30 protein-coding genes and 1 tRNA gene are annotated in these 24,822 nt (G+C 67.0%); 21 read left to right on the plus strand and 10 right to left on the minus strand.

Going from position 1 to position 24,822, the window contains the following annotated elements:
- Positions 1–19: 19 nt before the first annotated feature.
- A complete protein-coding gene (locus E5A73_RS06435) occupies positions 20–223 on the minus strand; it encodes a hypothetical protein (RefSeq protein ID WP_135962962.1) in 204 nt (67 codons plus the stop codon).
- Positions 224–293: 70 nt separating this feature from the next.
- The gene (locus tag E5A73_RS06440) at positions 294–1,604 is read right to left on the minus strand and encodes an amidohydrolase (RefSeq protein ID WP_135962963.1); all 1,311 of its coding nucleotides are present in this window, start codon (positions 1,602–1,604) and stop codon (positions 294–296) included.
- 191 nt (positions 1,605–1,795) lie between these two features.
- Here E5A73_RS06440 and E5A73_RS06445 point away from each other — a divergent pair, with 191 nt between their 5' ends.
- On the plus strand, positions 1,796–2,104 hold the full coding sequence (locus E5A73_RS06445) for an endonuclease domain-containing protein (protein ID WP_240700057.1): 309 nt from the start codon (positions 1,796–1,798) through the stop codon (positions 2,102–2,104).
- 104 nt (positions 2,105–2,208) lie between these two features.
- Here E5A73_RS06445 and E5A73_RS06450 read toward each other — a convergent pair whose 3' ends face one another.
- Genes E5A73_RS06450 through E5A73_RS06460 form a run of 3 tightly spaced genes read right to left on the minus strand, consistent with a single transcriptional unit; the run spans position 2,209 to position 4,795 of the window.
- Entirely contained in the window at positions 2,209–2,835 is a 627-nt protein-coding gene (locus tag E5A73_RS06450) for a DUF4893 domain-containing protein (RefSeq protein ID WP_240700058.1), read from the minus strand.
- 25 nt (positions 2,836–2,860) lie between these two features.
- Entirely contained in the window at positions 2,861–3,646 is a 786-nt protein-coding gene (locus E5A73_RS06455) for a 3-hydroxybutyrate dehydrogenase (RefSeq protein WP_135962964.1), read from the minus strand.
- Between the two features lie 9 nt (positions 3,647–3,655).
- A complete protein-coding gene (locus E5A73_RS06460) occupies positions 3,656–4,795 on the minus strand; it encodes a patatin-like phospholipase family protein (RefSeq protein ID WP_135962965.1) in 1,140 nt (379 codons plus the stop codon).
- A 228-nt stretch (positions 4,796–5,023) separates the two neighbouring features.
- Between E5A73_RS06460 and ypfJ the strand changes: the two genes are divergently transcribed.
- From ypfJ to E5A73_RS06510, 10 genes are all read left to right on the plus strand, one after another.
- Entirely contained in the window at positions 5,024–5,905 is an 882-nt protein-coding gene (gene ypfJ, locus E5A73_RS06465; RefSeq protein ID WP_135962966.1) for a KPN_02809 family neutral zinc metallopeptidase, read from the plus strand.
- Positions 5,906–5,997: 92 nt separating this feature from the next.
- A complete protein-coding gene (locus E5A73_RS06470; protein ID WP_135962967.1) occupies positions 5,998–7,077 on the plus strand; it encodes a YjgN family protein in 1,080 nt (359 codons plus the stop codon).
- A complete protein-coding gene (locus E5A73_RS06475; protein ID WP_135962968.1) occupies positions 7,061–8,143 on the plus strand; it encodes a M48 family metallopeptidase in 1,083 nt (360 codons plus the stop codon). Before E5A73_RS06470 ends, E5A73_RS06475 begins: the two co-directional genes overlap by 17 nt.
- A gap of 174 nt (positions 8,144–8,317) precedes the next feature.
- On the plus strand, positions 8,318–9,064 hold the full coding sequence (locus E5A73_RS06480; protein ID WP_135962969.1) for an alpha/beta hydrolase: 747 nt from the start codon (positions 8,318–8,320) through the stop codon (positions 9,062–9,064).
- Positions 9,046–9,795 (plus strand): tetratricopeptide repeat protein, encoded by a 750-nt coding sequence (locus E5A73_RS06485; RefSeq protein WP_135962970.1) that lies wholly within the window; start codon positions 9,046–9,048, stop codon positions 9,793–9,795. Before E5A73_RS06480 ends, E5A73_RS06485 begins: the two co-directional genes overlap by 19 nt.
- Positions 9,796–9,867: 72 nt before the next feature.
- On the plus strand, positions 9,868–10,323 hold the full coding sequence (locus E5A73_RS06490) for a VOC family protein (protein WP_135962971.1): 456 nt from the start codon (positions 9,868–9,870) through the stop codon (positions 10,321–10,323).
- Positions 10,320–11,366 (plus strand): NAD(P)H-dependent flavin oxidoreductase, encoded by a 1,047-nt coding sequence (locus E5A73_RS06495; RefSeq protein ID WP_240700059.1) that lies wholly within the window; start codon positions 10,320–10,322, stop codon positions 11,364–11,366. Before E5A73_RS06490 ends, E5A73_RS06495 begins: the two co-directional genes overlap by 4 nt.
- A gap of 33 nt (positions 11,367–11,399) precedes the next feature.
- On the plus strand, positions 11,400–11,732 hold the full coding sequence (locus tag E5A73_RS06500; protein WP_135962972.1) for a hypothetical protein: 333 nt from the start codon (positions 11,400–11,402) through the stop codon (positions 11,730–11,732).
- Between the two features lie 38 nt (positions 11,733–11,770).
- Positions 11,771–12,499, plus strand: a complete 729-nt coding sequence (gloB, locus tag E5A73_RS06505) for a hydroxyacylglutathione hydrolase (protein ID WP_135962973.1) — start codon at positions 11,771–11,773, stop codon at positions 12,497–12,499.
- A 40-nt stretch (positions 12,500–12,539) separates the two neighbouring features.
- Positions 12,540–12,953: a hypothetical protein gene (locus E5A73_RS06510; protein WP_240700060.1), complete on the plus strand. Its 414-nt coding sequence runs from the start codon at positions 12,540–12,542 to the stop codon at positions 12,951–12,953.
- 31 nt (positions 12,954–12,984) lie between these two features.
- Here E5A73_RS06510 and hslU read toward each other — a convergent pair whose 3' ends face one another.
- Both hslU and hslV read right to left on the minus strand, forming a co-directional pair.
- The gene (gene hslU, locus E5A73_RS06515) at positions 12,985–14,277 is read right to left on the minus strand and encodes an ATP-dependent protease ATPase subunit HslU (RefSeq protein WP_135962974.1); all 1,293 of its coding nucleotides are present in this window, start codon (positions 14,275–14,277) and stop codon (positions 12,985–12,987) included.
- A gap of 94 nt (positions 14,278–14,371) precedes the next feature.
- Positions 14,372–14,926 carry an ATP-dependent protease subunit HslV gene (gene hslV / locus E5A73_RS06520; RefSeq protein ID WP_135962975.1) on the minus strand — a complete coding sequence of 185 codons (555 nt, stop codon included), beginning with the start codon at positions 14,924–14,926 and terminating at the stop codon, positions 14,372–14,374.
- Between the two features lie 49 nt (positions 14,927–14,975).
- Between hslV and E5A73_RS06525 the strand changes: the two genes are divergently transcribed.
- Entirely contained in the window at positions 14,976–15,815 is an 840-nt protein-coding gene (locus E5A73_RS06525) for an endonuclease/exonuclease/phosphatase family protein (protein WP_206366400.1), read from the plus strand.
- Positions 15,816–15,851: 36 nt separating this feature from the next.
- Here the strand turns inward: E5A73_RS06525 and E5A73_RS06530 are convergent.
- A tRNA-Pro gene (locus E5A73_RS06530) sits at positions 15,852–15,928 on the minus strand.
- A 140-nt stretch (positions 15,929–16,068) separates the two neighbouring features.
- On the opposite strand from E5A73_RS06530, the gene yajC reads away from it, so the two are divergent.
- The 9 genes from yajC (at position 16,069) to E5A73_RS06575 (ending at position 23,416) form a co-directional block, all read left to right on the plus strand.
- Positions 16,069–16,410 (plus strand): preprotein translocase subunit YajC, encoded by a 342-nt coding sequence (gene yajC, locus E5A73_RS06535; protein ID WP_135962976.1) that lies wholly within the window; start codon positions 16,069–16,071, stop codon positions 16,408–16,410.
- A 1-nt stretch (position 16,411) separates the two neighbouring features.
- On the plus strand, positions 16,412–17,995 hold the full coding sequence (gene secD / locus E5A73_RS06540; RefSeq protein ID WP_135962977.1) for a protein translocase subunit SecD: 1,584 nt from the start codon (positions 16,412–16,414) through the stop codon (positions 17,993–17,995).
- A 14-nt stretch (positions 17,996–18,009) separates the two neighbouring features.
- On the plus strand, positions 18,010–18,975 hold the full coding sequence (gene secF, locus E5A73_RS06545) for a protein translocase subunit SecF (RefSeq protein WP_135962978.1): 966 nt from the start codon (positions 18,010–18,012) through the stop codon (positions 18,973–18,975).
- Entirely contained in the window at positions 18,972–19,343 is a 372-nt protein-coding gene (locus E5A73_RS06550) for an Mth938-like domain-containing protein (protein ID WP_135962979.1), read from the plus strand. Before secF ends, E5A73_RS06550 begins: the two co-directional genes overlap by 4 nt.
- Before the next feature lie 10 nt (positions 19,344–19,353).
- Complete coding sequence (locus E5A73_RS06555; RefSeq protein WP_135962980.1) at positions 19,354–20,004, plus strand: alpha/beta hydrolase; 651 nt, start codon at positions 19,354–19,356, stop codon at positions 20,002–20,004.
- 357 nt (positions 20,005–20,361) lie between these two features.
- Positions 20,362–21,006, plus strand: coding sequence for a PepSY-associated TM helix domain-containing protein (locus tag E5A73_RS06560; RefSeq protein ID WP_135962981.1), 645 nt, complete (start codon positions 20,362–20,364; stop codon positions 21,004–21,006).
- A 10-nt stretch (positions 21,007–21,016) separates the two neighbouring features.
- Entirely contained in the window at positions 21,017–21,541 is a 525-nt protein-coding gene (locus E5A73_RS06565; RefSeq protein ID WP_135962982.1) for a DUF2271 domain-containing protein, read from the plus strand.
- Between the two features lie 13 nt (positions 21,542–21,554).
- Positions 21,555–22,427, plus strand: a complete 873-nt coding sequence (locus tag E5A73_RS06570) for a DUF4198 domain-containing protein (protein WP_206366401.1) — start codon at positions 21,555–21,557, stop codon at positions 22,425–22,427.
- 95 nt (positions 22,428–22,522) lie between these two features.
- Positions 22,523–23,416 (plus strand): FAD:protein FMN transferase, encoded by an 894-nt coding sequence (locus E5A73_RS06575; protein WP_135962983.1) that lies wholly within the window; start codon positions 22,523–22,525, stop codon positions 23,414–23,416.
- A 25-nt stretch (positions 23,417–23,441) separates the two neighbouring features.
- Here the strand turns inward: E5A73_RS06575 and E5A73_RS06580 are convergent, their stop codons facing one another.
- Together E5A73_RS06580 and E5A73_RS06585 are read right to left on the minus strand one after the other, a co-directional pair.
- Positions 23,442–24,125 carry a Fe2+-dependent dioxygenase gene (locus E5A73_RS06580; RefSeq protein WP_135962984.1) on the minus strand — a complete coding sequence of 228 codons (684 nt, stop codon included), beginning with the start codon at positions 24,123–24,125 and terminating at the stop codon, positions 23,442–23,444.
- Positions 24,122–24,820: a tetratricopeptide repeat protein gene (locus E5A73_RS06585; protein ID WP_240700061.1), complete on the minus strand. Its 699-nt coding sequence runs from the start codon at positions 24,818–24,820 to the stop codon at positions 24,122–24,124. Before E5A73_RS06585 ends, E5A73_RS06580 begins: the two co-directional genes overlap by 4 nt.
- Between the last annotated feature and the right edge of the window lie 2 nt (positions 24,821–24,822).

Consider the following 24,822-nt stretch of genomic DNA (forward strand, 5'->3'; position numbering starts at 1 on the left):
GGCTACGGCGACGGCGCAATCACCGTGCAAACGGCATCTTGTTCGCAGCATCACTGCCGCAGCGCGCATGCAACAATGCGGCATCCGCATCGTCGATCGCGCGCAGCAGATCCTCGAATTTGCTGTCGTCCGTCACCGGAAAGCAGCGCTTGAAGCCGCTTCCCAGCCGTTCGAGGTCGCGATTGGTCAACAAGCCGACCGCGACGATATGTTCCTGCGCCAATACCCAAACTCCGGCGAACTCATGCTGTATTAACGAGAGTTAGCCGCGTTTGTGCCAGCCGCCTGTCGATTTAGCGGTGGAGAATGTCGAGGGCGGCGGCGGTCATCGCCTCGGTGGCGGTGCCGATCACCGCTTCGGCCTCGGGCGCCCAGAACGGACTGTGGAGCGAGGGCAGGGTGTCCTTGCCCGCTTGTGCAGCGTCCCATTTGGCCTTGGGTACGCCGCCAACCCAGAAGATCATGCTCTGGATCGATTTGTCGGCGAGGTAGAAGCGGCCGAAATCCTCGCCGCCCATCACCGCCGGGGTCTCGACGACGCGGTCCTTGCCGAAACGGGTGGTCCACAAGGTGTTGAGGCGGCCGGTGAGCGGCTCGGTGTTGAAGGTCGACGGGGTGCCTTCGTTGCGGACGGTGACCACCGGCATGCGGTCTTCGGGGATCCCCGCGGCGATCGCTTCGCCTTTGGCGATGCGGCCGATGCCGTCGAGCAATTTCTTGCGGACCTCGGGCGTGTAGCTGCGCACGGTGAGCAGCATCGTCACTTCCTTGCCGATGATGTTGTGCGTCGAGCCGCCATGGATGCTGCCGACGGTGACGACGGCGGCATCCTGCGGGTCGATTTCGCGGCTGACCAGGGTCTGGAGCGTCGTGACGATGCGCGCGGCGAGGACGATCGGGTCGCGCGTGGTCTGCGGATAGGCGCCGTGGCCGCCGACACCCGAGACCTTGATGTCGACCGAATCGACATTGGCGAGCGCATAGCCCGAGCGGACCCCGATCGTGCCGGCGGGGAGCGATGCGGCATCGTGGAAGGCGAGCGCGAATTGCGGCTTGGGAAAGCGCGTGAACAGCCCGTCCTCGAGCATCATCCGCGCACCCATGCCGCGTTCCTCGGCAGGCTGGGCGATCATCACGAGGGTGCCCTTCCACTGCGATTTCATCGCCGCGAGGTTGCGCAGCGTGCCGATCCACGACGCCATGTGGGTATCGTGGCCGCAGGCGTGCATCACGCCGGTTTCCTGGCCCTCGTCGCTGGTGGTGCGGACCTTGGAGGCAAAGGCCAGCCCGGTATCCTCGGTGACAGGGAGCCCGTCCATGTCGGCGCGGATCAGCAGGATCGGGCCGGGGCCGTTCTTGAGGATGGCGACGACCCCGGTGCCACCGACCTTCTCGGTGACTTCATAGCCCGCCTTGCGCGCCTCCGCGGCGAGCTTGGCCGCGGTCTGGACTTCATGGAGGCTGAGCTCGGGATTGGCGTGGAAGTCGCGGTAGAAATCCATCAGCTGGGGAAGAGATCGCTGGGTCGCCTCGCGGACGGGATCGGCGGCGAGGGCGGGAGCGGCGAGAGTCATGGCCAAGGCTGCCGTGAGGAGAGTGCGCATTTGGGGAGGGTATGCGGGGGCGGGGGTGGTTGTCGAGGGTGGGATTTGCGGCGAGGGCCCCTCCGTCATGCTGCGCATGTCACCTCCCCCGCTTCGCGAGGGAGGAATTTGGTGGTACTTATTCCTCCCTCGCTCCGCAGGAGCGGGGGAGGGGGACCGCGCCCGCAGGGCGTGGTGGAGGGGGCCTGGCGATGAGGCTGAAACGCTGGAATTCGGCGAAGCGGGCGGCGCGCGAGGAGCGCAAGAAACTCAGCCTGCCCGAGATATTGTTATGGCAGGAGCTTCGGAAGCAGCCCGGCGGGCATTATTTCCGGCGGCAGCATTCGGCGGGGCCGTACCGGCTGGACTTCTACTGCGCGAAGGCGCGGTTGTGCATCGAAGTAGATGGCGAGGCGCATGGCTTTGGGGAGCGGCCGGAGCGGGACGCCGCGCGGGATCGCTGGTTGGAGGGGCAGGGGGGTGGCGACGCTTCGGATTCCGGCTGCCGCGATATTGCGTGATTTGGAGGGCGTGGTGGCGCACATTCTTGAGGCTATCGCCTGCCGCTAGGCCCCCTCCGTCACGCTGCGCGTGCCACCTCCCCCGCTTCGCGAGGAGGAGTTGTCTAGCTGGCCGGCACCAGTTCGACCACATCGAGCACCGACTCGAACCGCGGCCGCGGGAACACCAGCCGCCAGCGCTTCGGCCCGATGCGCTCGACATAGCCGATCATGTCGCGATCGGCGTCGACGCCGTAGCGCAGCGGCGAAGTCTCGTCGCCAAGGACGAGCGTGCCGAGGAAGATCTGGCGAGTCGTGTCGTGCTGGAAGATCAAGCCGGTCGGGCGCTGCGAGCCGGTCACCTTGTGCAGGCTCCTGACTTCACCTTCATCGGCGACGCGGCAGTCGAACCACGGATAGGTGGTGAAATCGCGCATCGCCGTGCCCTTGCCGCCCAGCTTGAAGGTGCGGCAGCGATAGGCGCCCTGCGGCAATGCGGCGTCGGGGAGCGCGCGATCGGGGTCGAACAATTCGGGCTCGGCGGCGAGCGCCTTGGCGTCGGCCTTGCGCGCCAGCGGCAGCGCCGCGTCCCACGCGATGCGCCAGTCGCGCATCCGGTCGCGGTCGGCGGCGGTGGCGACGCTCTGCCAGCGAACATTGGTCGGCGGCGACGAAGAGGTCGCCTCGCGATAGACGCTGCAGCCCCCGAGCCCCGCGGCGAGGGCAATGGCGACAGGCAGCATCCATTTCATAGTTTCGACCCCATTTTTTCTCGGCTTACGCCGCAGTCCAGCCGCCATCCATCGAATAATTGGCGCCGGTGATCTGCGCGGCTTCGTCCCTGCAGAGAAAGAGCGCGAGCGCGGCAACTTGTTCCGGCTGGACGAACTGCTTGGTCGGCTGGGCATCGAGCAGGACGTCGTTGATCACTTGATCGCGGGTCAGGTTGCGCGTCTTCATCGTGTCGGGGATCTGGTTCTCGACCAGCGGGGTCCAGACATAGCCGGGCGAGATGCAATTGACCGTGATGCCATGCGTCGCGACTTCGAGTGCGGCGGTCTTGGTCAGGCCGGCGATGCCGTGCTTGGCGGCGACATAGGCCGATTTGTTGGGGCTGGCGACGAGGCTGTGTGCGCTGGCAGTGGTGATGATCCGGCCCCAGCCGCGCGCCTTCATCAGCGGGATCGCGGCGCGCATCAGATGGAAGGTCGACGACAGGTTGATCGCGATGATCGCGTCCCATTTCTCGATCGGGAATTCGTCGATCGGGGCGACATGCTGGATGCCGGCGTTCGAGATCACGATGTCGACGCTGCCGAGTTCCTCCTCGGTGCGGGCGACCATCGCGGCGATCTGGTCGGGCTTGGACATGTCGGCGGAGTCGTAGAGGGCAGTGGCGCCGGCCGTCGCTTCGAGCGCGGCGCGTTCGGTCTCGATCGCGGCGGCGACGCCGAAGCCGTTGATCACCACGCTTGCGCCTTCGGCAGCGAGCGCCTTGGCGTAAGCGAGGCCGATTCCGGAAGTCGAGCCGGTGACGATCGCGGACTTGCCCTTGAGGAACATGGCTGACTCCTAACGGTGCGTGAGGTCGAAGGCGGCGGTCTTGCCGTCGAGGATGTTCTGCGCGACGAGCTGTGCGCTCGCCATCGTCTCGGCGACCGCGGCGCGGCCGGCCTGCCAATGCTCGTGCATCGAGCGCGCGGAGAATTCGAAATCACGGCTGCCGCCCTCCCACGCATTGGCGCGGTAGATCAGGTGGACCAGGCTCAGCGGCTTCTCGTCGGCGAGTTGGCGCAGCGCGGCGACGTCGGGATCATCGGCCAGATCGGCCGGGAGCTTGGCGAGGACGCGGCGGATCGCCTCGCGTTCCTGGCGCAGCCGCAAGCGCTCGTCCGAGACTTGCCGCGTGCGGCTCGAGAAGCGGATCTCCTTTTCGCGGGCGAGCACGTCGGTGATCGTGCGCGGCAGATCGGCGGCGGCGGGGAAGAGATCGACCTGGAAGACGATGGTGCCCTCGGTCTGGCGGTCGAGGATGTGGGTGAGCGGCGTGTTCGAGACGAGGCCGCCGTCCCAATAGAAGCGGCCGTCGATCTCGATCGGGGGCAGCCCCGGCGGCAGCGCGCCGGAAGCCATGATGTGGCGTGCGTCGAGGCGCTCGTCGCTGGTGTCGAAATAGCGGAAATTGCCGCTGGCCAAGTCGACCGCGCCAACCGAGAGGCGGACCGGGCCGTTGTTGAGCAGGTCCCAGTCGACATGCGCGTCGAGCGTCTTGGCGAGCGGCGCGCTGTCGTAGAAGCTGAGCGCTCCCGGCGTGCCGGGCGTAGCGAATGCGGGGGGAATCGGACGCGGGCTGAAGAAGCCGGGGACCCCGCCCATCAGCACGGTCGCGGCCGCCCATTCATGCGCGAACTCGCGGGCAGTGTCGCTCAAGGGAATTGCGAAATCGGGAAGCGCGCCGGTGACGCCTTCCCAGAAGGCGCGGATCGCGGCGAGGCGAGTCTCGGGCGGGTTGCCGGCGAACAGCGCGGCGTTGACGGCGCCGATCGAGATGCCAGCGACCCAGTCGACTTCGATGCGCGCTTCGCCGAGCGCTTCGATCACCCCGGCCTGAAAGCTGCCGAGCGCGCCGCCGCCCTGGAGCACCAGGGCGACGCAGTCCGGCAGCGGCAGTCCGGCGACGCGGCGGCGCGGGCGGGGTTCGGCATCGGCCATGCGGGGGCTTTGGCGCAAGGCGGCGGCGAGGGCAATATCCTCCCTCGCGAAGCGGGGGAGGTGGCGCCGAAGGCGACGGAGGGGGCGCCTCCGCGAGCAACGTCCCTGCGGAGAGGCCCCCGTCAGCGTCGCTGACACCTCCCTGCTGAAGCGAAGGAGGATTGAAACGCGTGCAACGCTTGCCGCGCTCAGGCATTGTTGCGGCAAGCAAACGATGAAGGGGTTCCCATGCGGCTCGACGATCTCGATCCCACCGACAATGCGCGCGATCTGGGGTCTGGCGGAGGTGGCGGCGGTGGCTTCGGGCTGCTTGGCTTGCTGCCGATGCTGCTCGGGCGCGGCATGGGGTGCGGCGGGATCGCGCTGATCGGTATTGTCGCGTTGGTCTATTTCGCGATCTCGGGCGGCGGCGGGATGCTCGGCGGCGGGGGTGGCACGCAGGTCCAGCAGGGCCAGACGCAGGGCGCGGCCAAGGCATGCGACACGCAGGCGGAATTGTTCGCGTGCCGCGTGATGACCAGCACCGAGCAGGTGTGGGGCCAGGTCTTCGCCGAGCAGGGCAAGCGCTATCAGCCGGCGACGATCAACTTTTTCCAGAATTCGGTCCAGTCGGCGTGCGGCCAGGCTTCGGCCGCGGTCGGCCCGTTTTATTGCCCGAGCGACAAGGGCGTATTCCTCGACACCGCTTTCTTCGACGAGCTCGACAAGCGCTTCGGCGCCAAGGGCGACTTCGCCCGCGCTTATGTCGTCGGGCACGAAGTGGGGCACCATATCCAGAATCTCGAAGGTACTTCGGCGAAGGTCAGCCAGGCGGAGAGCCGCGGCTCGCGCGCCGAGGGCAATCACCTTTCGGTGCTGCTCGAGCTCCAGGCCGATTGCTATGCCGGCGTCTGGGCCAAGCGCAGCGGCCGGCTCGAGCCGGGCGATATCGAGGAAGGGATGACCGCGGCGAATGCGATCGGCGACGATACGCTGCAGCGCCAGGGTCAGGGTCAGGTGGTGCCCGACAGCTTCACCCACGGCACCTCGGCACAGCGCAAGCAATGGCTCCAGCGCGGGCTCGACAGCGGCGATCCGGCGCAGTGCGATACGTTCAACGCCGCAATCTGACGCACAATAAGACGAACGGAAGCGAGCGCTCGCCGATCAAGGCTTGACGAATCCCCCTGCGCTCGGCTCCATTCCGGGCGAGGGGGACTTAAATGGATCAGGAAACGCCGAACGCGCGCGCGTTCGAGTTCGCGGGCAACTGGCGTGAATTCGCGCCGATTGCCTTCACCAATTTGCTGCTGACGATCGTCACGCTCGGCATCTACACCTTCTGGGCGCGGACGCGCGAGCGGCGCTATTTGTGGAGCCATACGCGCTTCATCGACGACCGGCTCGAATGGACCGGCACCGGGCTCGAGCTGTTCATCGGCTATGTGGTGGCGATCCTATTGTTCTTCGTGCCGCTCGCGCTGCTCCAGTTCGCGATCCAGGCGCTGGCGATTCGTGGCCAGGACGGGGCGGCGGCGTTGCTGTTCGTCGTCCTCTACGTCGCGATCCTCTACATGGTCGGCCTCGCGATTTATCGCGCGATGCGATACCGGTTGAGCCGCACCTATTGGCACGGCATCCGCGGCGGCAGCGACGATCAGGGCTTCGGCTATGCGGTATCGCATCTGTGGAAGACCATCGTCGGGTCGATGGCGCTCGGGCTGCTCGTCCCCTGGGCGATGGTCAATCTGTGGAACGAGCGGTGGAACCGGATGAGCTTCGGATCCTACCAGTTCGAATCGGGTGCGCGCGTCACCGGGGCGGTGATCGGGCGCTATCTGCTCTATTATCTGGTGCCGATCCTGCTGTTCGTCGGCATCGCGGTGGGCGCCTATTTTTTCGGACCGGCGCTGAGCGGATCGGCCCAGCAGATGCAGGTGTCGCTGATCATCATCGGTGTGCTGCTCTATATCGGCTTCTTCGTGGTGCTCGGGCTGATCGCGGTGACTTTCTACGCCGCCTATTTCCGCGAAGTGGTGGGCAATCTCTCGCTCGGCGGGCTCGAATTCGAGTTCGGCGCGCGGACCAAGGACTGGTTGATCTTGTTCGTCGTCAACGTGCTGCTGGTGGTGGGCACGCTGGGGATCGGGACGATCTTCATCGGCTATCGCAACTGGGCGTTCTTCGTGCGCCACATGCAGGCCTATGGCATGCTCGATCTCGACGAATTCAACCAATCGACAACACGCGAACCAAAGCAGGGCGAGGGGCTGCTGGACGCGTTCGATGTCGGCGCTTTCTGAGCCTTCGGTCCGCGTCTGGCATTATGACGGCGCGAGCGGGATCCGCCGCGATCCGATGATGGTGCTCGCGGGCGACGGCTTCGTGCTGGTCGAGCCGGACCGCGAGGACGGGCCCTATGCCTTTGCCGATCTGATCGCGCAGGGGATCGTCAACGGCCATCCCCGCTTTGGCCTGGCCAAGCGGACCGGGTGGAGCATGACGCTCACCGAAGCGGCACCCGAGGAAATCGCGGCGCGGCTGCCGGGCGCGCGCCGCTATGGCGGGGTGATCGACCGGATCGGGCTGTGGCCCGCGGTGGGGGCATTCACTGCAGTCTCGGCATTGGCGGTGCTCGGGCTGATGACGATGCCGTCGGTGGTAGCGCGGATGATCCCGCGCTCGGTGGAGGCGCGGCTGGGATCGCTGATGGTCGGCGATTTCGGCGAGCGGGCATGCGAAGATCCGGCGGGCGCGGCCGCGCTGCAGGCGCTGGCGACGCGGATGCAGATGCAGGACGGCGTCGACCTGCGCGTGGTCGACGTGCCGATGGTCAATGCCGTGACCTTGCCGGGCGGGCACGTCGTTCTGTTCAGCGGGCTGCTGCGTCAAGCATCGTCGCCCGACGAAGTCGCGGGGGTGCTCGCGCACGAACTGGGGCATGTCGAGAATCGCGACGTGCTCGAATCATTGGTGCGGCAGTTGGGGCTAAGCGTGGTGCTGGGCGGGCTTGACGGCAATGTCGGCGGCTACACCAATGCCTTGCTGTCGGCGAGCTATTCGCGCGGTGCCGAGGCGCGCGCGGACGGCTTTGCGATCGATGCGCTGACGCGGGCGCAGATCTCGCCCCGGCCGACCGCTTTGTTCTTCCAGCGTCTGTCGAAGAGCGAGATCAAGGTGAAGGGCGCCGACGCGCTGCTCGGTTATCTGGCGAGCCATCCAATGTCGTCCGAGCGTGAGCGGCGCTTCGCGGCGAGCGCGGGCAAGGCGGCGACCGCGCCGGCGCTTGATGCGGCGCAGTGGCAGGCGCTCAAGGGGATTTGCGGGGCTGGCGGCGGCACGTGGAAAAGGAGCAGGCTGGGGTTTTAGGCGCGTAATCCTCTCCCGCGTAAGCGGGGGAGGTGGCATGCGCAGCATGACGGAGGGGGGCGTCTCCGCGGGCGGGGCGCTTGCGGCCGGGCCCCCTCCGTCGCCTTCGGCGCCACCTCCCCCGCTGCGCGGGGGAGGATTGATGAGCGCGCGCTCCGCCTATAAGTCCGCGACATGACCGAACCTGCCGAAGCCCCCGAACGCCCCAAGCTCGCTTATCGTCACACCCCCGGACGCGGGCCGACGATCGTGTTCCTGTGCGGATATGGTTCCGACATGAACGGCAGCAAGGCGCTGGCGCTCCAGCAATGGGCACAGCGTAATGGCCAGGCGTTCCTGCGCTTCGATTATGCCGGCTGCGGCGAGAGCGAAGGCGCTTTCGAGGACCAGACGCTTGCGCTGTGGCGCGACGATGCGCTGCGCGTGATCGACGCCGCAGTGCAGGGGCCGGTGGTTCTGGTCGGCTCGTCGATGGGCGGCTGGCTGATGCTGCTGGTCGCCAAGGCACGGCCCGGGCAAGTCGTGGGAATGGTCGGGATCGCCGCGGCGCCCGACTTCACCGACTGGGGTTTCAGTCAGGCCGACAAGCTGACCATTCTTCAGCATGGGCGGATCGAGCAGCCCAACGACTATGGCGATTCTCCGACCGTTACGACGCGCGGCTTCTGGGCGTCGGGCGAGGCCAATCGGGTGATGATCGGGCCGATTCCGTTCGACGGGCCGGTGCGGCTGCTTCAAGGCCAGCGCGACAAGGACGTGCCGTGGGAGCGCGCCGCGCGGCTGGCCGAATTGTTCCGTTCAGACGCAGTGCAGACATTGCTGGTCAAGGACGGCGACCACCGGCTCTCGCGCGATTCCGATCTCGCGCTGATCGTCCGGGCTGTCGAGGACGTGCTTGCCTTATGCTCTTCTACTTCCTGAGCCTTCAGGCGGCGACTGCCGCGGCGCCCCAAGCCGGGCAGGAGCCGCCGCGCTTCGCCGCGTGCATGGACCTCGCCACCGGCGACCCGTCGCAAGGTGTGACCGCGGCGGGACAATGGCGAACCGATGGCGGCGGGATGCTCGCGCGGCAGTGCCTCGGCGTGGCCTATGCCAATCAGAAGCGATGGCCCTCGGCGGCGGCGGCGTTCGAGGAGGCGGCACGCGAGGCCGAAACCTCGCGTGACGCGCGTGCGTCCAATTACTGGGCGCAGGCGGGCAATGCCTGGCTGGCGGCGGGCGAGCACGTAAAGGCGCGCGCGGCGCTCGATGCGGCGCTCGCGAGCGGGCATCTGGCCGGGCTGGCTTTGGGCGAGGCGCGTCTCGATCACGCGCGGGCGCTGGTTGCGGCGGGCGACGCGGACGGCGCGCGGGCGGATCTCGACCGGGCATTGCAGGATGCCGCCGCCGACCCGCTGGCGTGGCTGCTCTCCGCGACCCTGGCGCGGCGGCAGGGCGACCTGCCGCGAGCCAAGACCGACATTGCCGAGGCGCTCAAGCGCGCCGCCGACGATGCGCAGGTCCAGCTCGAGGCGGGCAATATCGCGGCGAGCGCCGGCGACGAAGCGGGCGCGCGCGCGGCGTGGGGGCAAGTGCTGACGCTGTCGCCGGGGAGCGCCACGGCGGATTCGGCACGCAAGGCGCTGGCGCAGTTCGGAGCGAGCGAGCGGTAGGATCGCTCCCCTCCCTTGCAGGTAGGGGAATGGAAGGCCTATCTCCCGGCCTGACAGCGACAGGAAGCCTCCATGCAGTATCTCCACACGATGATCCGCGTCACCGACCCTGAGGCGACGGTGCGCTTCTTCGAGCTGCTGGGCTTGCAGGAAGTGCGGCGGATGGAGAGCGAGAAGGGGCGGTTCACACTGATCTTCCTCGCCGCGCCCGAGGATTCGAACGGTCCGGGCAAGCGCGCCAATGCCGAAGTCGAGTTGACCTACAACTGGCCCGCCGAGGATGGCAGCGAACCCGAAGCCTATGGCGGCGGGCGCAATTTCGGGCACCTCGCTTATCGTGTCGACAATATCTACGAGACTTGCCAGCGGCTGCTGGACGGCGGGGTGACGATCAACCGGCCGCCGCGCGACGGGCACATGGCGTTCGTGCGGACCCCCGACGCCATCTCGATCGAATTGCTCCAGGCGGGCGAGCCGCTGGCGCCGGCCGAACCCTGGGCGTCGATGCCGAACACCGGCAGCTGGTGAACGACCCGGCGGCCCGCTTCCGCGCACTGACCGGCGCCGCGGTGCCGATCGTGCAGGCGCCGATGGCGGGGGCGGGTGGAGTGGCACTGGCGGTCGCGGCGATGCGGGGCGGGGCGGTGGGATCGCTACCCTGCGCGCTGCTCGATGCGGCGCAAGTGCGAGCGCAGGTCGCCGAAGTGCGCGCCGCGGCGGACGGGCCGCTCAACCTCAATTTCTTCTGCCACGAACTCGACGAAGCCCCGGACGATGCCGCGTGGCGGAGCGCGCTCGCGCCGTTTTATGCGCGCGAAGGGGTGGCGCCGCCAGCGGGCGCGGCAGGGCTGCGGCGGCCTTTCGACGAGGCATTGTGCGAGGCGGTCGAGGCGCTGCGGCCCGAGATCGTCAGTTTCCATTTCGGGCTGCCGGCGCCGGCCTTGCGCGCGCGGGTCAAGGCGGTGGCGAAAGTGTTCGGCAATGCGACGACGGTCGATGAGGCGCGGTTTCTCGAACGGCAGGGCTGCGACGCCGTGATCGCGCAAGGAAGCGAGGCGGGCGGGCATGTCGGCTGGTTCCTCGAAGGACATCGCCCGGTCGGCACGCTCGCGCTGGTGCGGCGCGTGGTTCGCGCGGTCGACATTCCGGTGATCGCCGCGGGCGGGATCATCGATGGCGCCGGCGTCGCTGCGGCGCTGATGCTGGGCGCGAGCGGCGCGCAATTGGGCACTGCCTATCTCGCCACGCCCGAGAGCCTGGCGTCAGCGATGCATCGAGCGCTGCTGTGCAGCGAGGCCGAGACGCTGTTCACCAATGTGCTGTCCGGGCGCGAGGCGCGCGGCTTCCGCAATCGGCTGATCGACGCGCTCGGGCCGATCTCGCCGGTCGCGCCGGCATTCCCGCATGCGGCGACCGCGCTCGCCTCGTTGCGCGCGGCGGCGGAAGCGGACGGGCGGGCGGATTATTCGCCTTTATGGGCGGGACAGGCGGCATCGCTCGCACGGGCGATGCCGGCAGAGGCGCTGACCCGATTGCTGGGCGAAGAGATGCTTGCAACGCTCGGTCGCTAGTGTATTATATTAATAATACACATGGAGGCGAGTATGGTGCGTTTGGGTGTTGCTGGGTTGGCCGCGCTGCTGCTCGGCGGGTGCGGCGGCGGCGAGCGCTCGGCGCTGTCGGTATCGCTCCGCGCCGAGTCGAGCGCGGCGACGGTGCAGTGCGTGGATACGAGCAGTGGGCTATGCCATGTCGCCTTCGCGACGGCGACTCCGCTGCGCGGGGATATCCCCAAGGGCGAGAGCCGGCGCTTCGAAGGCGTGGTGCCGGGCACGCCGATGTGCATCGAACCCGAGCCGGTCGACCTGTCCAAATGCAATCGCACTGCGATCAAGCAAGGCACGCAGAAGATTGCGCGCAGCCGCGTCACCAGCTGAGGCTGGCGCGGCCGCGTTCCGACACCTAACTTAGTGCCATGCTCGATATCGTCCGGATTCCCGCGCTCAGCGACAATTATATCTGGCTGGTCCACGACTCCGCCTCGGGCGAGACGATGGTGGTCGATCCGGCGCAGGCCGAGCCGGTGCTCGCCGCGGCAGAGGCACGCGGCTGGCGCATCTCGGCGATCTGGAACACGCATTGGCACCCCGATCACACCGGCGGCAACGCCGCGATCAAGGCGGCGACCGGCTGCACGGTGATCGCACCTGCGGGCGAGGGGGCGAAGATCCCGACTGCGGACCAATTGGTCGGGGAGGGCGATGTGGTACGGCTGGGCGAGCATGTCGCGACGGTCATGGAAGTCCCGGCGCACACCGCGGGGCATATCGCCTATCATTTCGCCGCGGACGGCGCGGTGTTCGTCGGCGATACCTTGTTCGCGATGGGCTGTGGGCGGCTGTTCGAAGGGACGCCGGCGCAGATGTTCGCCAACATGCAGCGGCTGGGCGCGTTGCCGCCCGAGACGATCGTCTATTGCGCGCACGAATATACCCAATCCAACGGCCGCTACGCGCTGGTCGCGGAGCCCGGCAACCCCGAGATCGTCGCGCGGATGGCCGAGGTCGATCGCGCACGGGCGGCGGGCGAGGCGACGGTGCCGACGACGATCGCGCTCGAACGCGCGACCAATCCGTTCCTCCGCGCCGCCAGCGTCGAAATTCTGGCGGAACGCCGCGCCGCCAAGGATGCTTTTCGCGGCTGAGCGGTTTATGCTCTCAGGCGGGGCATGAGGAGAGACCGAGATGATCCGCCGAACCCTGTCCGTGCTGCTTCCGATCGCCATGCCGGCGCTGGCCGGGTGCACCGGCAATGCCGAGCTCCAGGCGTCGCGGCAGGCCGAGGGACAGCGCGATCTTTCCGAAGCGCTGAAAGACCGCATCGCAGGCAAGCCGCAGAATTGCCTTTCCTCGCCGTCGAGCGTCAACGGGCCGCAGATCGTCGATTCGCGGACGATATTGTACCGCGACGGCAAGCGCGTGTGGCGCAACGACCTCGCGGCCGACTGCCCGTCACTCGATCGATACGACATCCTCGTCGTCGAACTGCATGGCTCGCAGATCTGCAAGAACGACCTGTTCCGTCCGGTCGACCCGGGAAGCCGGATCCCGGGGGCCTATTGCCGGTTCGGGGAATTCACGCCGTATGTGAAGGAGTAGCCGCTCCCCTCCCGGAAAGGGAGGGGGACGGTCACAACACGTAGCGGCTCAGGTCGGTGTTGCGGGCGATCGCAGCGAGCTGCTTGTCGACATAGGCGGCGTCGATCACCAGCGTGGTGCCGGCGCGGTCCTCGGCGTCGAAGCTGACTTCCTCGAGCAGTTTCTCCATCACCGTCTGGAGCCGGCGGGCGCCGATATTCTCGAGCTCGCTATTCACTTCGGCCGCGATCTTCGCGACAGCGCGGATGCCGTCGTCGGTGAAATCGATCTGCACGCCCTCGGTGCCGAGCAAGGCGGCATATTGCTGGACGAGGCTGGCCTTGGTGTCCGACAGGATCGCGACGAAATCCTCCTCGGTCAGTGCCTTCAGTTCGACGCGGATCGGCAGGCGGCCCTGGAGCTCGGGGAGCAGGTCGCTCGGCTTGGCGACGTGAAACGCGCCGCTGGCGATGAAGAGGATGTGATCGGTCTTCATCGGCCCGTATTTGGTCGCCACCGTGGTGCCTTCGATCAGCGGCAGCAAGTCGCGCTGGACGCCTTCGCGGCTGACCGATCCGCCGCGCACGTCCGACACGGCGATCTTGTCGATCTCGTCGAGGAAGACGATGCCGTTGGCCTCGGCATCGGCGAGCGCCTGGCGGCTGACCTCGTCCTGGTCGAGGCGCTTGTCGGCCTCTTCGTCGACGAGCTTGTCCCATGCCGCGCGGACGTTGAGCTTGCGCCGCTTGAGCGGCGTGCCGGCAAGCCCCTTCATCATTTCGCCGAGATTGATCATCTGCGGTGCGCCGCCGGGAATGTCGAACGGCATGGTCGGGGCCTGCTCGATTTCGATTTCGATCTCGGTATTGTCGAGCACGCCGTCGTGGAAGCGCTGCTTGAATGCCTCGCGCGTCGCGGTGCTGGCATCCTTGCCGGTCAGCGCATCGAGCAGGCGGCCCATCGCGGCTTCCTCGGCCTTGTCCTTGACCGCCGAGCGCCGGCGCTCCTTTTCGAGGCGGATCGCTTCCTCGACCAGGTCGCGGGCGATCTGCTCGACGTCGCGGCCGACATAGCCGACCTCGGTGAACTTGGTCGCCTCGACCTTGACGAACGGCGCGTCGGCGAGCTTGGCGAGCCGGCGGCTGATCTCGGTCTTGCCGCAGCCGGTGGGCCCGATCATCAGGATGTTCTTCGGGGTGACCTCGTCGCGCAGATCGGCGCTGAGCTGCTGGCGGCGCCAGCGATTGCGCAACGCGACCGCGACGGCCTTCTTGGCGTCGTGCTGGCCGATGATGTGGGCGTCGAGCGCCGCGACGATGGCTTTGGGAGTGAGGTTGTCGTTCATTGATCCATTCTCGTCATCCCGGCGGAAGCCGGGATCGCGTGCGGCGAGCGCACGTTTGATAACTGGGAGATCCCGGCTTTTGCCGGGATGACGTTTAATTCGCGCTGTCCAGCGTCTCCACGGTCAGCCGGTCATTGGTGTAGACGCAGAGTTCGCCGGCGATCTTCATTGCAGCCCGCGCGATCTTCTCGGCGTCGGTCTCGTAATCGACCAATGCCCGCGCCGCGGCGAGCGCGAAATTGCCGCCCGAGCCGATCGCCGCGACGCCGCCCTCGGGTTCGAGCACGTCGCCGTTGCCGGTGACCACCAACGTGATGTCCTTGTCGGCGACGATCAGCATCGCTTCCAAGTTGCGGAGGAATTTGTCGGTGCGCCAGTCCTTGGCGAGCTCGACCGCGGCGCGCAGCAGCTGGCCCTGGTGGCGTTCGAGCTTGGATTCGAGCCGCTCGAACAAGGTGAAGGCGTCGGCGGTCGCGCCGGCGAAGCCTGCGATGACCTTGCCGTCACCAAGCGGACGCACTTTGCGGGCATTGGGCTTCATCACGGTATTGCCCGCCGAAACCTGCCCGTCGCCCGCGATGACCACTTTGCCGGATTTGCGCACGGAGAGAATGGTCGTGCCGTGCCACGCGTTGCTGTTATCATTCATAGGGCGGCGATATGGGGAGCCATTCGGGTTGCGCAAAGGGGGGTAAGCGATGCGTTTGATCGTGCGACTGGTATGGGTGATGCTGCTGTGCGCGGGGGCTCCGGCCTGGGCGCAGGCTCCGCTCAAGGTGATGACCTTCAATATCCGCTACGCCAACCCGGCAGATGGCGTGAATGCGTGGGACAATCGCCGCGAAGTGACCGCGGCGATGCTCGAAAAGGCCGCGCCCGATCTGTTCGGCACGCAGGAGCTGCTCAAGGTGCAGGGCGATTATCTCGCCCAGAAGCTCAAGAGTTATAGGTGGTTCGGAGTCGGCCGGCGTGGCGGCGACGAAGACGAGCATATGGGGATCTTCTACCGGGCCGACCGGCTCAAGCTGATCGAATCGGGCAATTTCTGGCTGTCGGACACGCCGGAAACGGTGGGCAGCTCGGCCTGGGGCGCGGATTTGCCGCGGCTGGCGACCTGGGGCCTGTTCGAGACGATTCACGGGAAGCGGCGCTTTTACGCCTTCAACACGCATCTGCCGCACCGTGAACAGGACGAGGCCGCGCGCGAGAAGGGCGCGGCGTTGGTGCTGGCGCGGATCAAGGCGATGGCCGGCGATCTGCCGGTGGTGCTGACGGGCGACTTCAACACCATTCCCGGAAGCGGGACGTACCGGACGCTGAGCACGCGGCTGCAGGATGCCTGGACGCACGCGCCGAAGCGCGAGGGCCCAGACAAGACCTTCCACAATTTCACCGGCACGGCGGACCGGCGGATCGACTGGATCTTCACACGCGGCTTCGTGGCCAGGCGCGCCGTCACGATCACCGATCATCGCGGCGCGGTGCAGACTTCGGATCACTTTCCGGTGATGGCCGATTTGGGGTGGGCGCGGCGCTAGCGTCTGCGCGAGGCTCGCCGTCATTCTCGGAAATTCTGGTCGGGGCGACAGGATTCGAACCTGCGACCCCCACACCCCCAGTGTGATGCGCTACCAGGCTGCGCTACGCCCCGACCAAGGCGCGGCCTCTATTCCGGTCCGGCGCGGGATGCAAGGCACAGCGACAATAGTTGCACGGCTTTGTACGCCATGTTAGCGCGCGCCGCTTGAACGGGGCCGTTCCGCGCCCCGCAAATCCAGGCTCCGCAAACCCATGTTCGCCACCCCAGCATATGCACAGACCGCCGGCGCGGCATCCGGCGGAGGCACCACCGGCGCGATCGTCTCGCTGCTGCCGCTCGTCCTCATCTTCGTGGTCTTCTACTTCCTGATGATCCGTCCCCAGCAAAAGCGCATGAAGTCGCTGCAGGACGCAGTCGGCGGCGTGAAGAAGGGCGACACCGTCGTCACCGCGGGCGGGCTGATCGGCAAGGTCACCAAGGTCGACGAGACCGAAGTCGAGATCGAGCTGGGCACCAACGTCAGGGTCCGCGCGATCAAGGCGACTCTCGCCGAAGTGCGCCCGCTGGGCGGCGCCAAGCCCGCGAACGACTGAGATGCTCGATTTTCCCCGCTGGAAGGTCCTGACGATCACCATCGGCATCGCGCTGATGGTGCTCCTCGCCGTGCCGAGCCTCGTTCCCAAGAGCGTGCGCGCGACCTGGCCTTCATGGATCCCGCAGAAGGCGATCAATCTCGGCCTCGATCTCGCTGGCGGCTCCTATCTGCTGCTCGAGGGCGATACCAAGGACGTCGCCGCATCGCGCGTCGAGCAGATGCGCGAGCAGGTCCGCAGCGCGATGCGCCAGGATCCCCGCGTCGAAATCGGCGACATCTCGGTCCAGGGCGGCAAGCTCAGCTTCATGGTGCGCGACTCGTCTAAAGTCGACGCGGCGCGCGAGAAATTGCTGAGCATCACCGGCAGCGGGGTCGGCACCACCGGCCAGCGCGAATGGGATATTGCGGTCGTCGATACCAGCCGCTTCGTGCTGACCCCTACCCAGGCCGGGCTCAGCCAGGCGATCGACACCGCGATGGGCGATGCCCGCGAAGTCGTCGAGCGCCGGATCAACGCGCTCGGCACGGTCGAGCCGACCGTGGTGCGCGAGGGCGGTAACCGCATCGTCGTCCAGGTCCCCGGCCTCAACGATCCGACTGCGCTCAAGAATCTGCTCGGCAAGACCGCCAAGCTCGAATTCCGCCTCGTCGACACCACTGCCACCCAGCCGGGCGTGGCCCCGCCGGGATCGATGCTGCTGCCTTATGCCGAAGGCGGCGGGCAGATCGCGGTCCAGCGCCAAGTGATGATCACCGGCGACATGCTGGTCAACGCCTCGCAAAGCTATGACCCGCAGACCGGCGCGCCGGGCGTTACGCTCCAGCTCGACGGCGCCGGCTCGCGGCGCTTCGCCAAGGTCACCCAGGAGAATTCGGGCAAGCCCTTCGCGATCATCGTCGACAATGTCGTGATCTCGGCGCCGCGGATCAACGAGCCGATCCTCGGCGGCAGCGCCGTGATCAACGGCGGCTTCACCGTCCAGAGCGCCAACGAGCTCGCGATCGCACTGCGGTCGGGCAAGCTCAAGGTGCCGCTCAAGATCGTCCAGGAATCGACGGTGAGCCCCGAGCTCGGCGCCGATTCGATCCGCGCGGGCGTCACTGCGTCGATCATCGCGGTGGTCGCGGTCATCGCCTTCATGATCCTGACCTATGGCCGCTTCGGCTTCTACGCGACGCTCGCGGTGATCATCAACGTGCTCGTCATCCTCGCGGTGATGGGGATGCTCACCGCGACGCTTACCTTGCCCGGCATCGCCGGCTTCGTGCTCACCATCGGCACCGCGGTCGACGCCAACGTGCTGATCAACGAGCGAATCCGCGAGGAGCGACGACGCGGGCGCAGCGTGATCCAGGCGGTTGAATTGGGCTATAAGGAAGCGAGCCGGACGATCTTCGAGGCTAACGTCACCCACGCGATCGCCGGCTTCATCATGCTGATCCTCGGCTCGGGCCCGGTGCGCGGCTTCGCGGTGGTGCTGCTGATCGGCATCGCGACTTCGGTGTTCACCGCAGTGGTGTTCACCCGCATGCTCGTCACGATCTGGCTGCGCCGTAACCGGCCCAGCGAAATCCACATTTAAGGGACGCCCGAACCATGCGGCTCCTCAAGATCATCCCGGACAACACCAATATCGGGTTCGTCCGCGTCCGCCACATCGCCTTCGCGATCACGGCTTTGCTCACCATCGCCGCGCTGGCTCTGGTGTTTACCCGCGGGCTCAACATGGGCGTCGACTTTGCCGGCGGCGTGTCGATCGAAGAGAAGTTCACGTCGGCCCCGCCGCCCGACGACGAAGTGCGCGCGACGGTCAACGAGCTCGGCGTCGGCGAGGTAGTGCTCCAGCGATTGGGGGGCACCAACACCGTCACCATCCGCCTGCCGAGCCCCGACTCGACCGATCCCGCGGCGACCGACCAGATGGTCGAGAAGGTCAAGGCGGCGCTGGCGGCCAAGTTCCCCGGCGCGACCTTCTCCAATTACAACACCGTCTCGGGCAAGGTGTCGGGCGAGCTGGTCCAGAACGGCGTGCTCGCGGTGATCCTCGCGATCGTCGGCATCGCGATCTTCTCGTGGTTCCGCTACGAATGGCAGTTCGGCATCTCGACCGCAGTCGCGATCATCCACGACGTGCTGATGACCCTGGGCTTCTTCGCGCTGACCGGGTTCGTGTTCGACCTCAACATCGTCGCGGCGGTGCTCACGATCATCGGCTATTCGATCAACGACAAGATGGTGATCGACGACCGAATCCGCGAGAATATGCGCAAGTTCCGCAAGATGGAGATGGGCGATCTGATCGACTTGTCGGTCAACGAGACCCTCCCTAGAACGGTGATGACCTCGTTGACGATCATGCTCGCGCTCGCGGCGCTGCTGATCTGGGGCGGCCACGTGCTCCAGGGCTTCACCGCGGCGATGATGCTCGGCATCGTCGTCGGGACCTATTCGTCGATCTATGTCTCGTCCTCGCTGCTGATCACGCTCGGCCTCAAGCCCGGCTTCCGCGAGGACCGTAAAGCCGCGAGCAACGCAGAGCGCGTCGGCCCGCGCGAAGGATGAAGATGGAGCGCCGCAGCGCCGAGGGACCGGTGATCTCCGGTTTCTCGGGGCGCGGCTTCCGCGTCGATGAAGGCGTCTATGAGGGCCTGCTGATCAGCCCCCAGCGCGCCGATGGCTGGTCGCCGCCGCCGCTCGCCGAACTGACCGAAGCCGATCTCGCGCCGTTGCTCGCGCTTGATCCGCAGCCCGAATTCCTGCTGCTCGGTACCGGCGAAACGCTCGCCCGCCCCCCGCTTGCCCTAGTCAAGGCACTCGGCGCCCGCGGCATCGGCATCGAACCGATGGACAGCCGCGCCGCCGCGCGCACTTGGGGCGTGCTTCGCGCCGAGCTGCGCTGGGTCGCCGGCGCGCTCTATCCGCTCGGCTGAGGATTCCGATATGCAGCAATTGAATGGCCCGAGCCTCGTGCCCCCGTCCGGCGGTCCCCCCAAGCAGATCGTCGTGCTGCTCCATGGCTATGGTTCGAGCGGCGCCGATTTGATCTCGCTCGCGCCGATGTGGCGCCAGGTGCTTCCCGACGCATTGTTCGTCGCCCCCAACGCTCCCGAACCCTGCCCCGGGGCGCCCGGTGGCTATCAATGGTGGGGCCTCCACGACCTCGGCCGGCCCGCGCTCGCCGCCGGAGCGCTGCGTGCCGCGCCCGTGCTCGATGCCTATCTCGATGCCCTCCTTGCCGAGCATGGCCTCGACGAGAGCAGGATGGTGCTGGTCGGTTTCAGCCAGGGCACGATGATCGCGCTGCATGCCGGCATCCGCCGCGAACGCGCGCTCGCGGGCATCCTCGGTTATTCGGGAATGATAGCGGGTCCGTCGCTCGACGCGGCGGACGTGCGCAGCAAGCCACCCGTGCTGCTGGTGCACGGCGATGCCGACACCGTCGTGCCGCTCAGCGCGTATCGCCACGCGCATGCCGAACTGGAGCGGCTGGAGTTTCCGCTCGAAGGCCATGTGAGTCCGGGGCTAGGCCATGGCGTAGATCCGGCGGGCATCGAGCTGGGCGCGAAGTTCGTGTCTCGGGTATTGGGCTAACCGGTGCTCGTGCTTTCGCAATGTAGGATTTCGTTTGCTGGAATGGACGCGCTGCCCCGTGGCGGCCGCTCTTTGATAATAGGAATGCCGACCGGAACCCAAGGCGCGTAAGGCCGGACCTGCGTGAAGTGCGGCATGGCCAGTCTGTCGCTGGCCATGCTCGATAGTGTGAGCCCGGTGTGACCTTTGGTCCGTGAGAGGCACGCGCGATCGCCTCACCTTGATCGCGGCTCTGCTTTCGCAAAAGGAAGATGAGCTGAGGACTCGAACGAACGCTTTCGTGTCGGCATTACGTTGCAATTGCGAATCGTTCGCGTTATCCGCGGCGCTCCTGATTGTTAGAGTCCGCTCATCTCCATGCATGGTACCACAGCAGCGCCGGCCAAGGTGAAGCGCAGCCGGAAGAGCTTCTGGCTGAAGCAGCTCCATATGTGGCACTGGATGAGCTCGGCGATGAGCCTGATCGGGCTGCTGCTGTTCGCGATCACGGGCTTCACCCTCAACCACGCCGCCGATATCGAGGCTAGTCCCAAGTCGGTCGAGCGCGCGGCGCAGCTGCCGCCGACGCTGCTTGCGCAGGTCAAGCCCGACGACGCGCCCGACAGCAAGAAGCCGCTCCCCGCGGACGTTGCTAAATTCGTCGGCGACAAGCTGCAGATGCCGACCGCGGGCGATGCCGAATGGTCGGCCGACACGCTCTATCTCGCGCAGCCGCGGCCCGGCGGTGACGGCTGGATCTCGATCGACCGCGAGACTGGTGAAGTGACCAGCGAAGTCAGCTCGCGCGGCTGGATTGCCTATCTCAACGACCTTCACAAGGGCCGCAACGCCGGCACCGTGTGGAAATGGTTCATCGATTTCTTCGTGCTGGCTTGCGTGATCTTCTCGCTGACCGGTCTGGTGCTGCTGTGGCTGCATTCCAAGCACCGGAAGAGCACTTGGCCGCTCGTCGCGCTGGGGCTGATCGTGCCCGCCGCGCTCGCCATCTTCTTCATCCACTAAGGGATTCGCCATGCAGATCCGCCTGACCGGTCTTAGCTTCACTGCCCTGGGGGCCGGCGCGCTCGTCGCTGGCCCGGCGGCGGGCCAGACGCTCGACTTGACGGTCACCATCCCGAAGCTGAACGTCGCCGAATATCACCGGCCCTATGTCGCGATGTGGCTCGAGAAAGAGGGCGTGGCGCCGCGCACGATCCAGGTGTGGTACGATGTCGACAAGCGTGGCGGCGAGGGCACAAAATGGCTGCGCGACATCCGCCAATGGTGGCGCGCCGCGGGCCGCGGCATGACCTTTCCGGCTGACGGCGTCAGCGGCGCGACGCGCGCGCCGGGGCCCCAGAAGGTCCGTCTGATAGGCGGGCGCGGCGGCATGCCGGCGCTCAGCCTGGGCAATTACACCCTTGTGGTCGAGGCGGCACGGGAAGTCGGTGGACGCGAGCTCGTCCGCCTGCCGTTCGCCTGGAACGGAAATTCGGCGGCCGCCGCGGGCAAGGGCTCGACCGAGCTCGGCGCCGTGTCGCTCACGCTCAAGCGTTAACGGGGAAAGCATCATGAACATTCGCACGACACTCATCGCAGCCAGCGCGGTAGTCGCGCTCGCCGCGCCCGCGGCGCTCGCCCACCGCATGTGGATGATCGCCTCGTCCACCACCGTCTCGGGCGCCGACAATTGGGTGACCGTCGACGCCGCAGTGTCGAACGACCTGTTCTTCTTCGATCACCAGCCGATCCGCGTCGTGCCGACTGTGACCCAGCCCGACGGCACCGAAGGCACGGTCGAGAACCATTCGATCGGCAAGTTCCGCGCGACCTTCGACGTGCATCTGACTCAGCAGGGCACCTACAAGATCGGTGCGCTCAGCCAGAATGTGTTCGGCAGCTACAAGCTAAACGGCGAGAGCAAGATGATCCCGCGCGGTACTACGGTGGACAAGCTTGCCAGCGTGATCCCCGCGGGCGCGACCGACGTGCAGACCTCCGAAAGCGTCAGCCGCAACGAGATCTTCGTGACGCAGGGCGCGCCGACCAATACGGTGTTCAAGACCAGCGGCAAGGGTATCGAGCTGGTGCCGGTGACGCACCCGAACGACCTCGTGGTCGGCGAGGCCGCCACCTTCCAGTTCCTGCTCGACGGCAAGCCCGCGCCGAATCTGTTCGTCACGGTGATCCCGGGCGGCATCCGCTACCGCGACAATCTCAAGCAGCAGGACCTCAAGACCGGCGCCGATGGCAAGGTCTCGATCAACTGGCCCGATCCCGGTCTTTACTGGGTCAACGTCACGCCGAACCGTCCGCGCGAGGAAGGGCCCGGACCGGGCGCAGGTGCCCCCGGCGCCGGCGGTCCGCAGGGCGCAGGCCGTCCGTCCGGCCCGCCGCAGCGCCGGGTGAGCTACGTCACGACGGTCGAGGTGCTCGCTCCCTGACCGAAGCCAGGATCGCGATTCCGGCGGGGCTCTCGCCGGCGGCGTTTCATCGTCGCCGTGCGGGGGCCCCGCTCGTCCGTCTGGACGGCGCGACGATGGGGACGCACTGGTCGGTCCGCGCCGTCGACCCGCCCGGTGAGCTTCAGCTTCGCGCCGAGATCGAGGGCGTTCTCGCCCGCGTCGTCGGTGAGATGAGCCACTGGGAGCCCGGCTCGGACCTGAGCCGTTTCAACCGGGCCGAACCGGGCCGGTGGCAGCCGCTGTCGCGTGGGTTCGTGGACGTCCTCGCGGCCGGGCTCCGAGTTGCCAAAGCGAGCGACGCTGCGTTCGATCCGGCGATGGGGGCACTGTCCGATCTGTGGGGTTTCGGGCCGGGTGGGGCGAAGCCAATGCCTGACGCCGCCGCGGTTGCCGAGGGGCTTGGTCGATCGGGCCATCGCCATATCGAACAGGACGGCGCACGTGCCCGCCGCACCACACCCGCCGCGCTCGATTTCTCCGGCATCGCCAAGGGCTATGCCGTCGATGCCGTCGCCGAACGCCTGCGCGGGCTCGGCCTCGCCGATTTCCTCGTCGAAGTCGGAGGCGAATTGCGCGGCGAAGGTGTCAAGCCCGATGGGCAGCCCTGGTGGGTCGATGTCGAGCAGGTGCCCGGCGCCGCGGTGGCGCCGATCCGCGTGGCGCTGCACGGGCTGTCGATCGCGACCTCAGGCGACTATCGCCGATACTTCGAAGCGAATGGGCGGCGCTTCGCCCATACGCTCGATCCGCGAACGGGAATGCCGCTAGACAACAATGTGGCGTCGGTGACGGTGCTGCACGCGGTATGCATGTTGGCGGATGCCTGGGCAACGGGCCTGACGGTGCTGGGGCCGGAGGCGGGGCTTGGCGTGGCCGGGCGTGAGGGGCTAGCGATGCAGATGGTGGTGCGCGAAGGGGAGAGGACCCGTGAGGTGCTGTCGCCGGCGCTCATGGCGATGCTGACCTGATCGACGAAACCGAGTCCGTTCGCGGCTAAGCGTCCGCCCAAGTCCGCAGCAGGTTGTGATACACCCCCGTCAGCTCGATCACCGAGCGATCCGCTCCGCCGAGCTGCCCCGTCAGCCGCTGGACCGCCTGATCGAGGTCGAACAGAATGCGACGGTTGCCATCGTCGCGGATCATCGATTGGAGCCAGAAGAAGGAAGCGATGCGTACGCCGCGCGACACCGGGGTGACATGATGCAGGCTCGACGAGGGATAGAGCACCGCATCCCCCGCGGGCAGCTTGACCCGCTGGACGCCGAAATGATCCTCGACCACCAGTTCGCCGCCGTCATAGGCGGCGGGGTCCTCGAGGAAGATCGTGATCGAGAGGTCGCTACGGATGCGGAATTCGGTGCCGCGCTGGATGCGGATGGCATTGTCGACATGCGTGCCGAAGGTGTGGCCTACGCCGTAGCGGTTGAACAGGGGCGGGAAGACCTTGAGCGGCAGCGCCGCGGCGAAGAACAAAGGCGAGCGGCCGAGCGCTTCGAGGACGATTGCGCCGGCCTCACGGGCGGCGGGGCTGCTCTCGGGCAGCTGCTCATTCTGCTTGGCGAGCGCCGACTGCTGCCCCGACGTTACATTGCCGTCGACCCATTCGGCACCGTCGATGATGCCGCGCAACCGCACCAGATCGTCGGCCGAAAGCAGGTCGGGAATCGCGATCATCATGGCAGCGCGCGCTCGAGTTCGGGCCAGTGCGAGTTACGAAGCCACAACCGCGCCTTGGCGGCAAAGGCAGGGGTCGCTGTCTTGCCACACCGCGCCAGCCAGTCCCGCGCCGCTTCGATCTCGCCGCGCTCGGCGAGCATGCGGGCATGGTTGAACTGGCCGCGGAAATCGCCGCCCTCCGCGGCGCGCGCGTAGCAATCGGCGGCCTTGGCTATGTTGCGCGGGACCACCCAGCCGTCCTCGTGGAAGCTGCCGATATAATTGACCGCCTTGGCGTTGCCCGTTGCGGCCGCCTTTTCGAACCAGCTCAGCGCCGCCGCCTTGTCCTCGGCAACCCCGTCGCCGAGCGCTAACGCGGTCGCGTAATTGTACATGCCCCAATCGAGCCCGCGGGTCGCGGCGATGCGGAAGCATTCGGCGGCGCGCGGCTTGTTGACCGCAACGCCCCAGCCGAGATCGTAGCAGCGTCCGACCATGTTGAGCGCCATCAGATGCCCCTGTGCCGCCGCCTTGTTGAACCAGGTGAAGCCGGTGGGTGCGTCGCCCGCATCGAGCAGCATCTGGCCATAGACTGCCTGCGCCTCGGCCACGCCCACTTCAGCGCCTTCGCGAATTAACGCCGCCCGCTCCTCCGGCGAACCGGAAAGGCGAGCGACGATCTCCTGGGGGGAGATATGGTCGAGCGTGTCGCTCAAGG

Origin of the sequence: Sphingomonas gei, from assembly GCF_004792685.1 — a bacterium.
Taxonomy (GTDB): domain Bacteria; phylum Pseudomonadota; class Alphaproteobacteria; order Sphingomonadales; family Sphingomonadaceae; genus Sphingomonas; species Sphingomonas gei.

Coding starts and splice junctions, on each gene's coding strand:
- E5A73_RS06440 (WP_135962963.1), bottom strand. CDS start 1,604: ATGCGCACTCTCCTCACGGCAGCCTTGGCCATGACTCTCGCCGCTCCC.
- E5A73_RS06445 (WP_240700057.1), top strand. CDS start 1,796: ATGAGGCTGAAACGCTGGAATTCGGCGAAGCGGGCGGCGCGCGAGGAG.
- E5A73_RS06450 (WP_240700058.1), bottom strand. CDS start 2,835: ATGAAATGGATGCTGCCTGTCGCCATTGCCCTCGCCGCGGGGCTCGGG.
- E5A73_RS06455 (WP_135962964.1), bottom strand. CDS start 3,646: ATGTTCCTCAAGGGCAAGTCCGCGATCGTCACCGGCTCGACTTCCGGA.
- E5A73_RS06460 (WP_135962965.1), bottom strand. CDS start 4,795: ATGGCCGATGCCGAACCCCGCCCGCGCCGCCGCGTCGCCGGACTGCCG.
- ypfJ (WP_135962966.1), top strand. CDS start 5,024: ATGCGGCTCGACGATCTCGATCCCACCGACAATGCGCGCGATCTGGGG.
- E5A73_RS06470 (WP_135962967.1), top strand. CDS start 5,998: ATGGATCAGGAAACGCCGAACGCGCGCGCGTTCGAGTTCGCGGGCAAC.
- E5A73_RS06475 (WP_135962968.1), top strand. CDS start 7,061: ATGTCGGCGCTTTCTGAGCCTTCGGTCCGCGTCTGGCATTATGACGGC.
- E5A73_RS06480 (WP_135962969.1), top strand. CDS start 8,318: ATGACCGAACCTGCCGAAGCCCCCGAACGCCCCAAGCTCGCTTATCGT.
- E5A73_RS06485 (WP_135962970.1), top strand. CDS start 9,046: ATGCTCTTCTACTTCCTGAGCCTTCAGGCGGCGACTGCCGCGGCGCCC.
- E5A73_RS06490 (WP_135962971.1), top strand. CDS start 9,868: ATGCAGTATCTCCACACGATGATCCGCGTCACCGACCCTGAGGCGACG.
- E5A73_RS06500 (WP_135962972.1), top strand. CDS start 11,400: ATGGTGCGTTTGGGTGTTGCTGGGTTGGCCGCGCTGCTGCTCGGCGGG.
- gloB (WP_135962973.1), top strand. CDS start 11,771: ATGCTCGATATCGTCCGGATTCCCGCGCTCAGCGACAATTATATCTGG.
- E5A73_RS06510 (WP_240700060.1), top strand. CDS start 12,540: ATGATCCGCCGAACCCTGTCCGTGCTGCTTCCGATCGCCATGCCGGCG.
- hslU (WP_135962974.1), bottom strand. CDS start 14,277: ATGAACGACAACCTCACTCCCAAAGCCATCGTCGCGGCGCTCGACGCC.
- hslV (WP_135962975.1), bottom strand. CDS start 14,926: ATGAATGATAACAGCAACGCGTGGCACGGCACGACCATTCTCTCCGTG.
- E5A73_RS06525 (WP_206366400.1), top strand. CDS start 14,976: ATGCGTTTGATCGTGCGACTGGTATGGGTGATGCTGCTGTGCGCGGGG.
- yajC (WP_135962976.1), top strand. CDS start 16,069: ATGTTCGCCACCCCAGCATATGCACAGACCGCCGGCGCGGCATCCGGC.
- secD (WP_135962977.1), top strand. CDS start 16,412: ATGCTCGATTTTCCCCGCTGGAAGGTCCTGACGATCACCATCGGCATC.
- secF (WP_135962978.1), top strand. CDS start 18,010: ATGCGGCTCCTCAAGATCATCCCGGACAACACCAATATCGGGTTCGTC.
- E5A73_RS06550 (WP_135962979.1), top strand. CDS start 18,972: ATGAAGATGGAGCGCCGCAGCGCCGAGGGACCGGTGATCTCCGGTTTC.
- E5A73_RS06555 (WP_135962980.1), top strand. CDS start 19,354: ATGCAGCAATTGAATGGCCCGAGCCTCGTGCCCCCGTCCGGCGGTCCC.
- E5A73_RS06560 (WP_135962981.1), top strand. CDS start 20,362: ATGCATGGTACCACAGCAGCGCCGGCCAAGGTGAAGCGCAGCCGGAAG.
- E5A73_RS06565 (WP_135962982.1), top strand. CDS start 21,017: ATGCAGATCCGCCTGACCGGTCTTAGCTTCACTGCCCTGGGGGCCGGC.
- E5A73_RS06570 (WP_206366401.1), top strand. CDS start 21,555: ATGAACATTCGCACGACACTCATCGCAGCCAGCGCGGTAGTCGCGCTC.
- E5A73_RS06575 (WP_135962983.1), top strand. CDS start 22,523: ATGGGGACGCACTGGTCGGTCCGCGCCGTCGACCCGCCCGGTGAGCTT.
- E5A73_RS06580 (WP_135962984.1), bottom strand. CDS start 24,125: ATGATGATCGCGATTCCCGACCTGCTTTCGGCCGACGATCTGGTGCGG.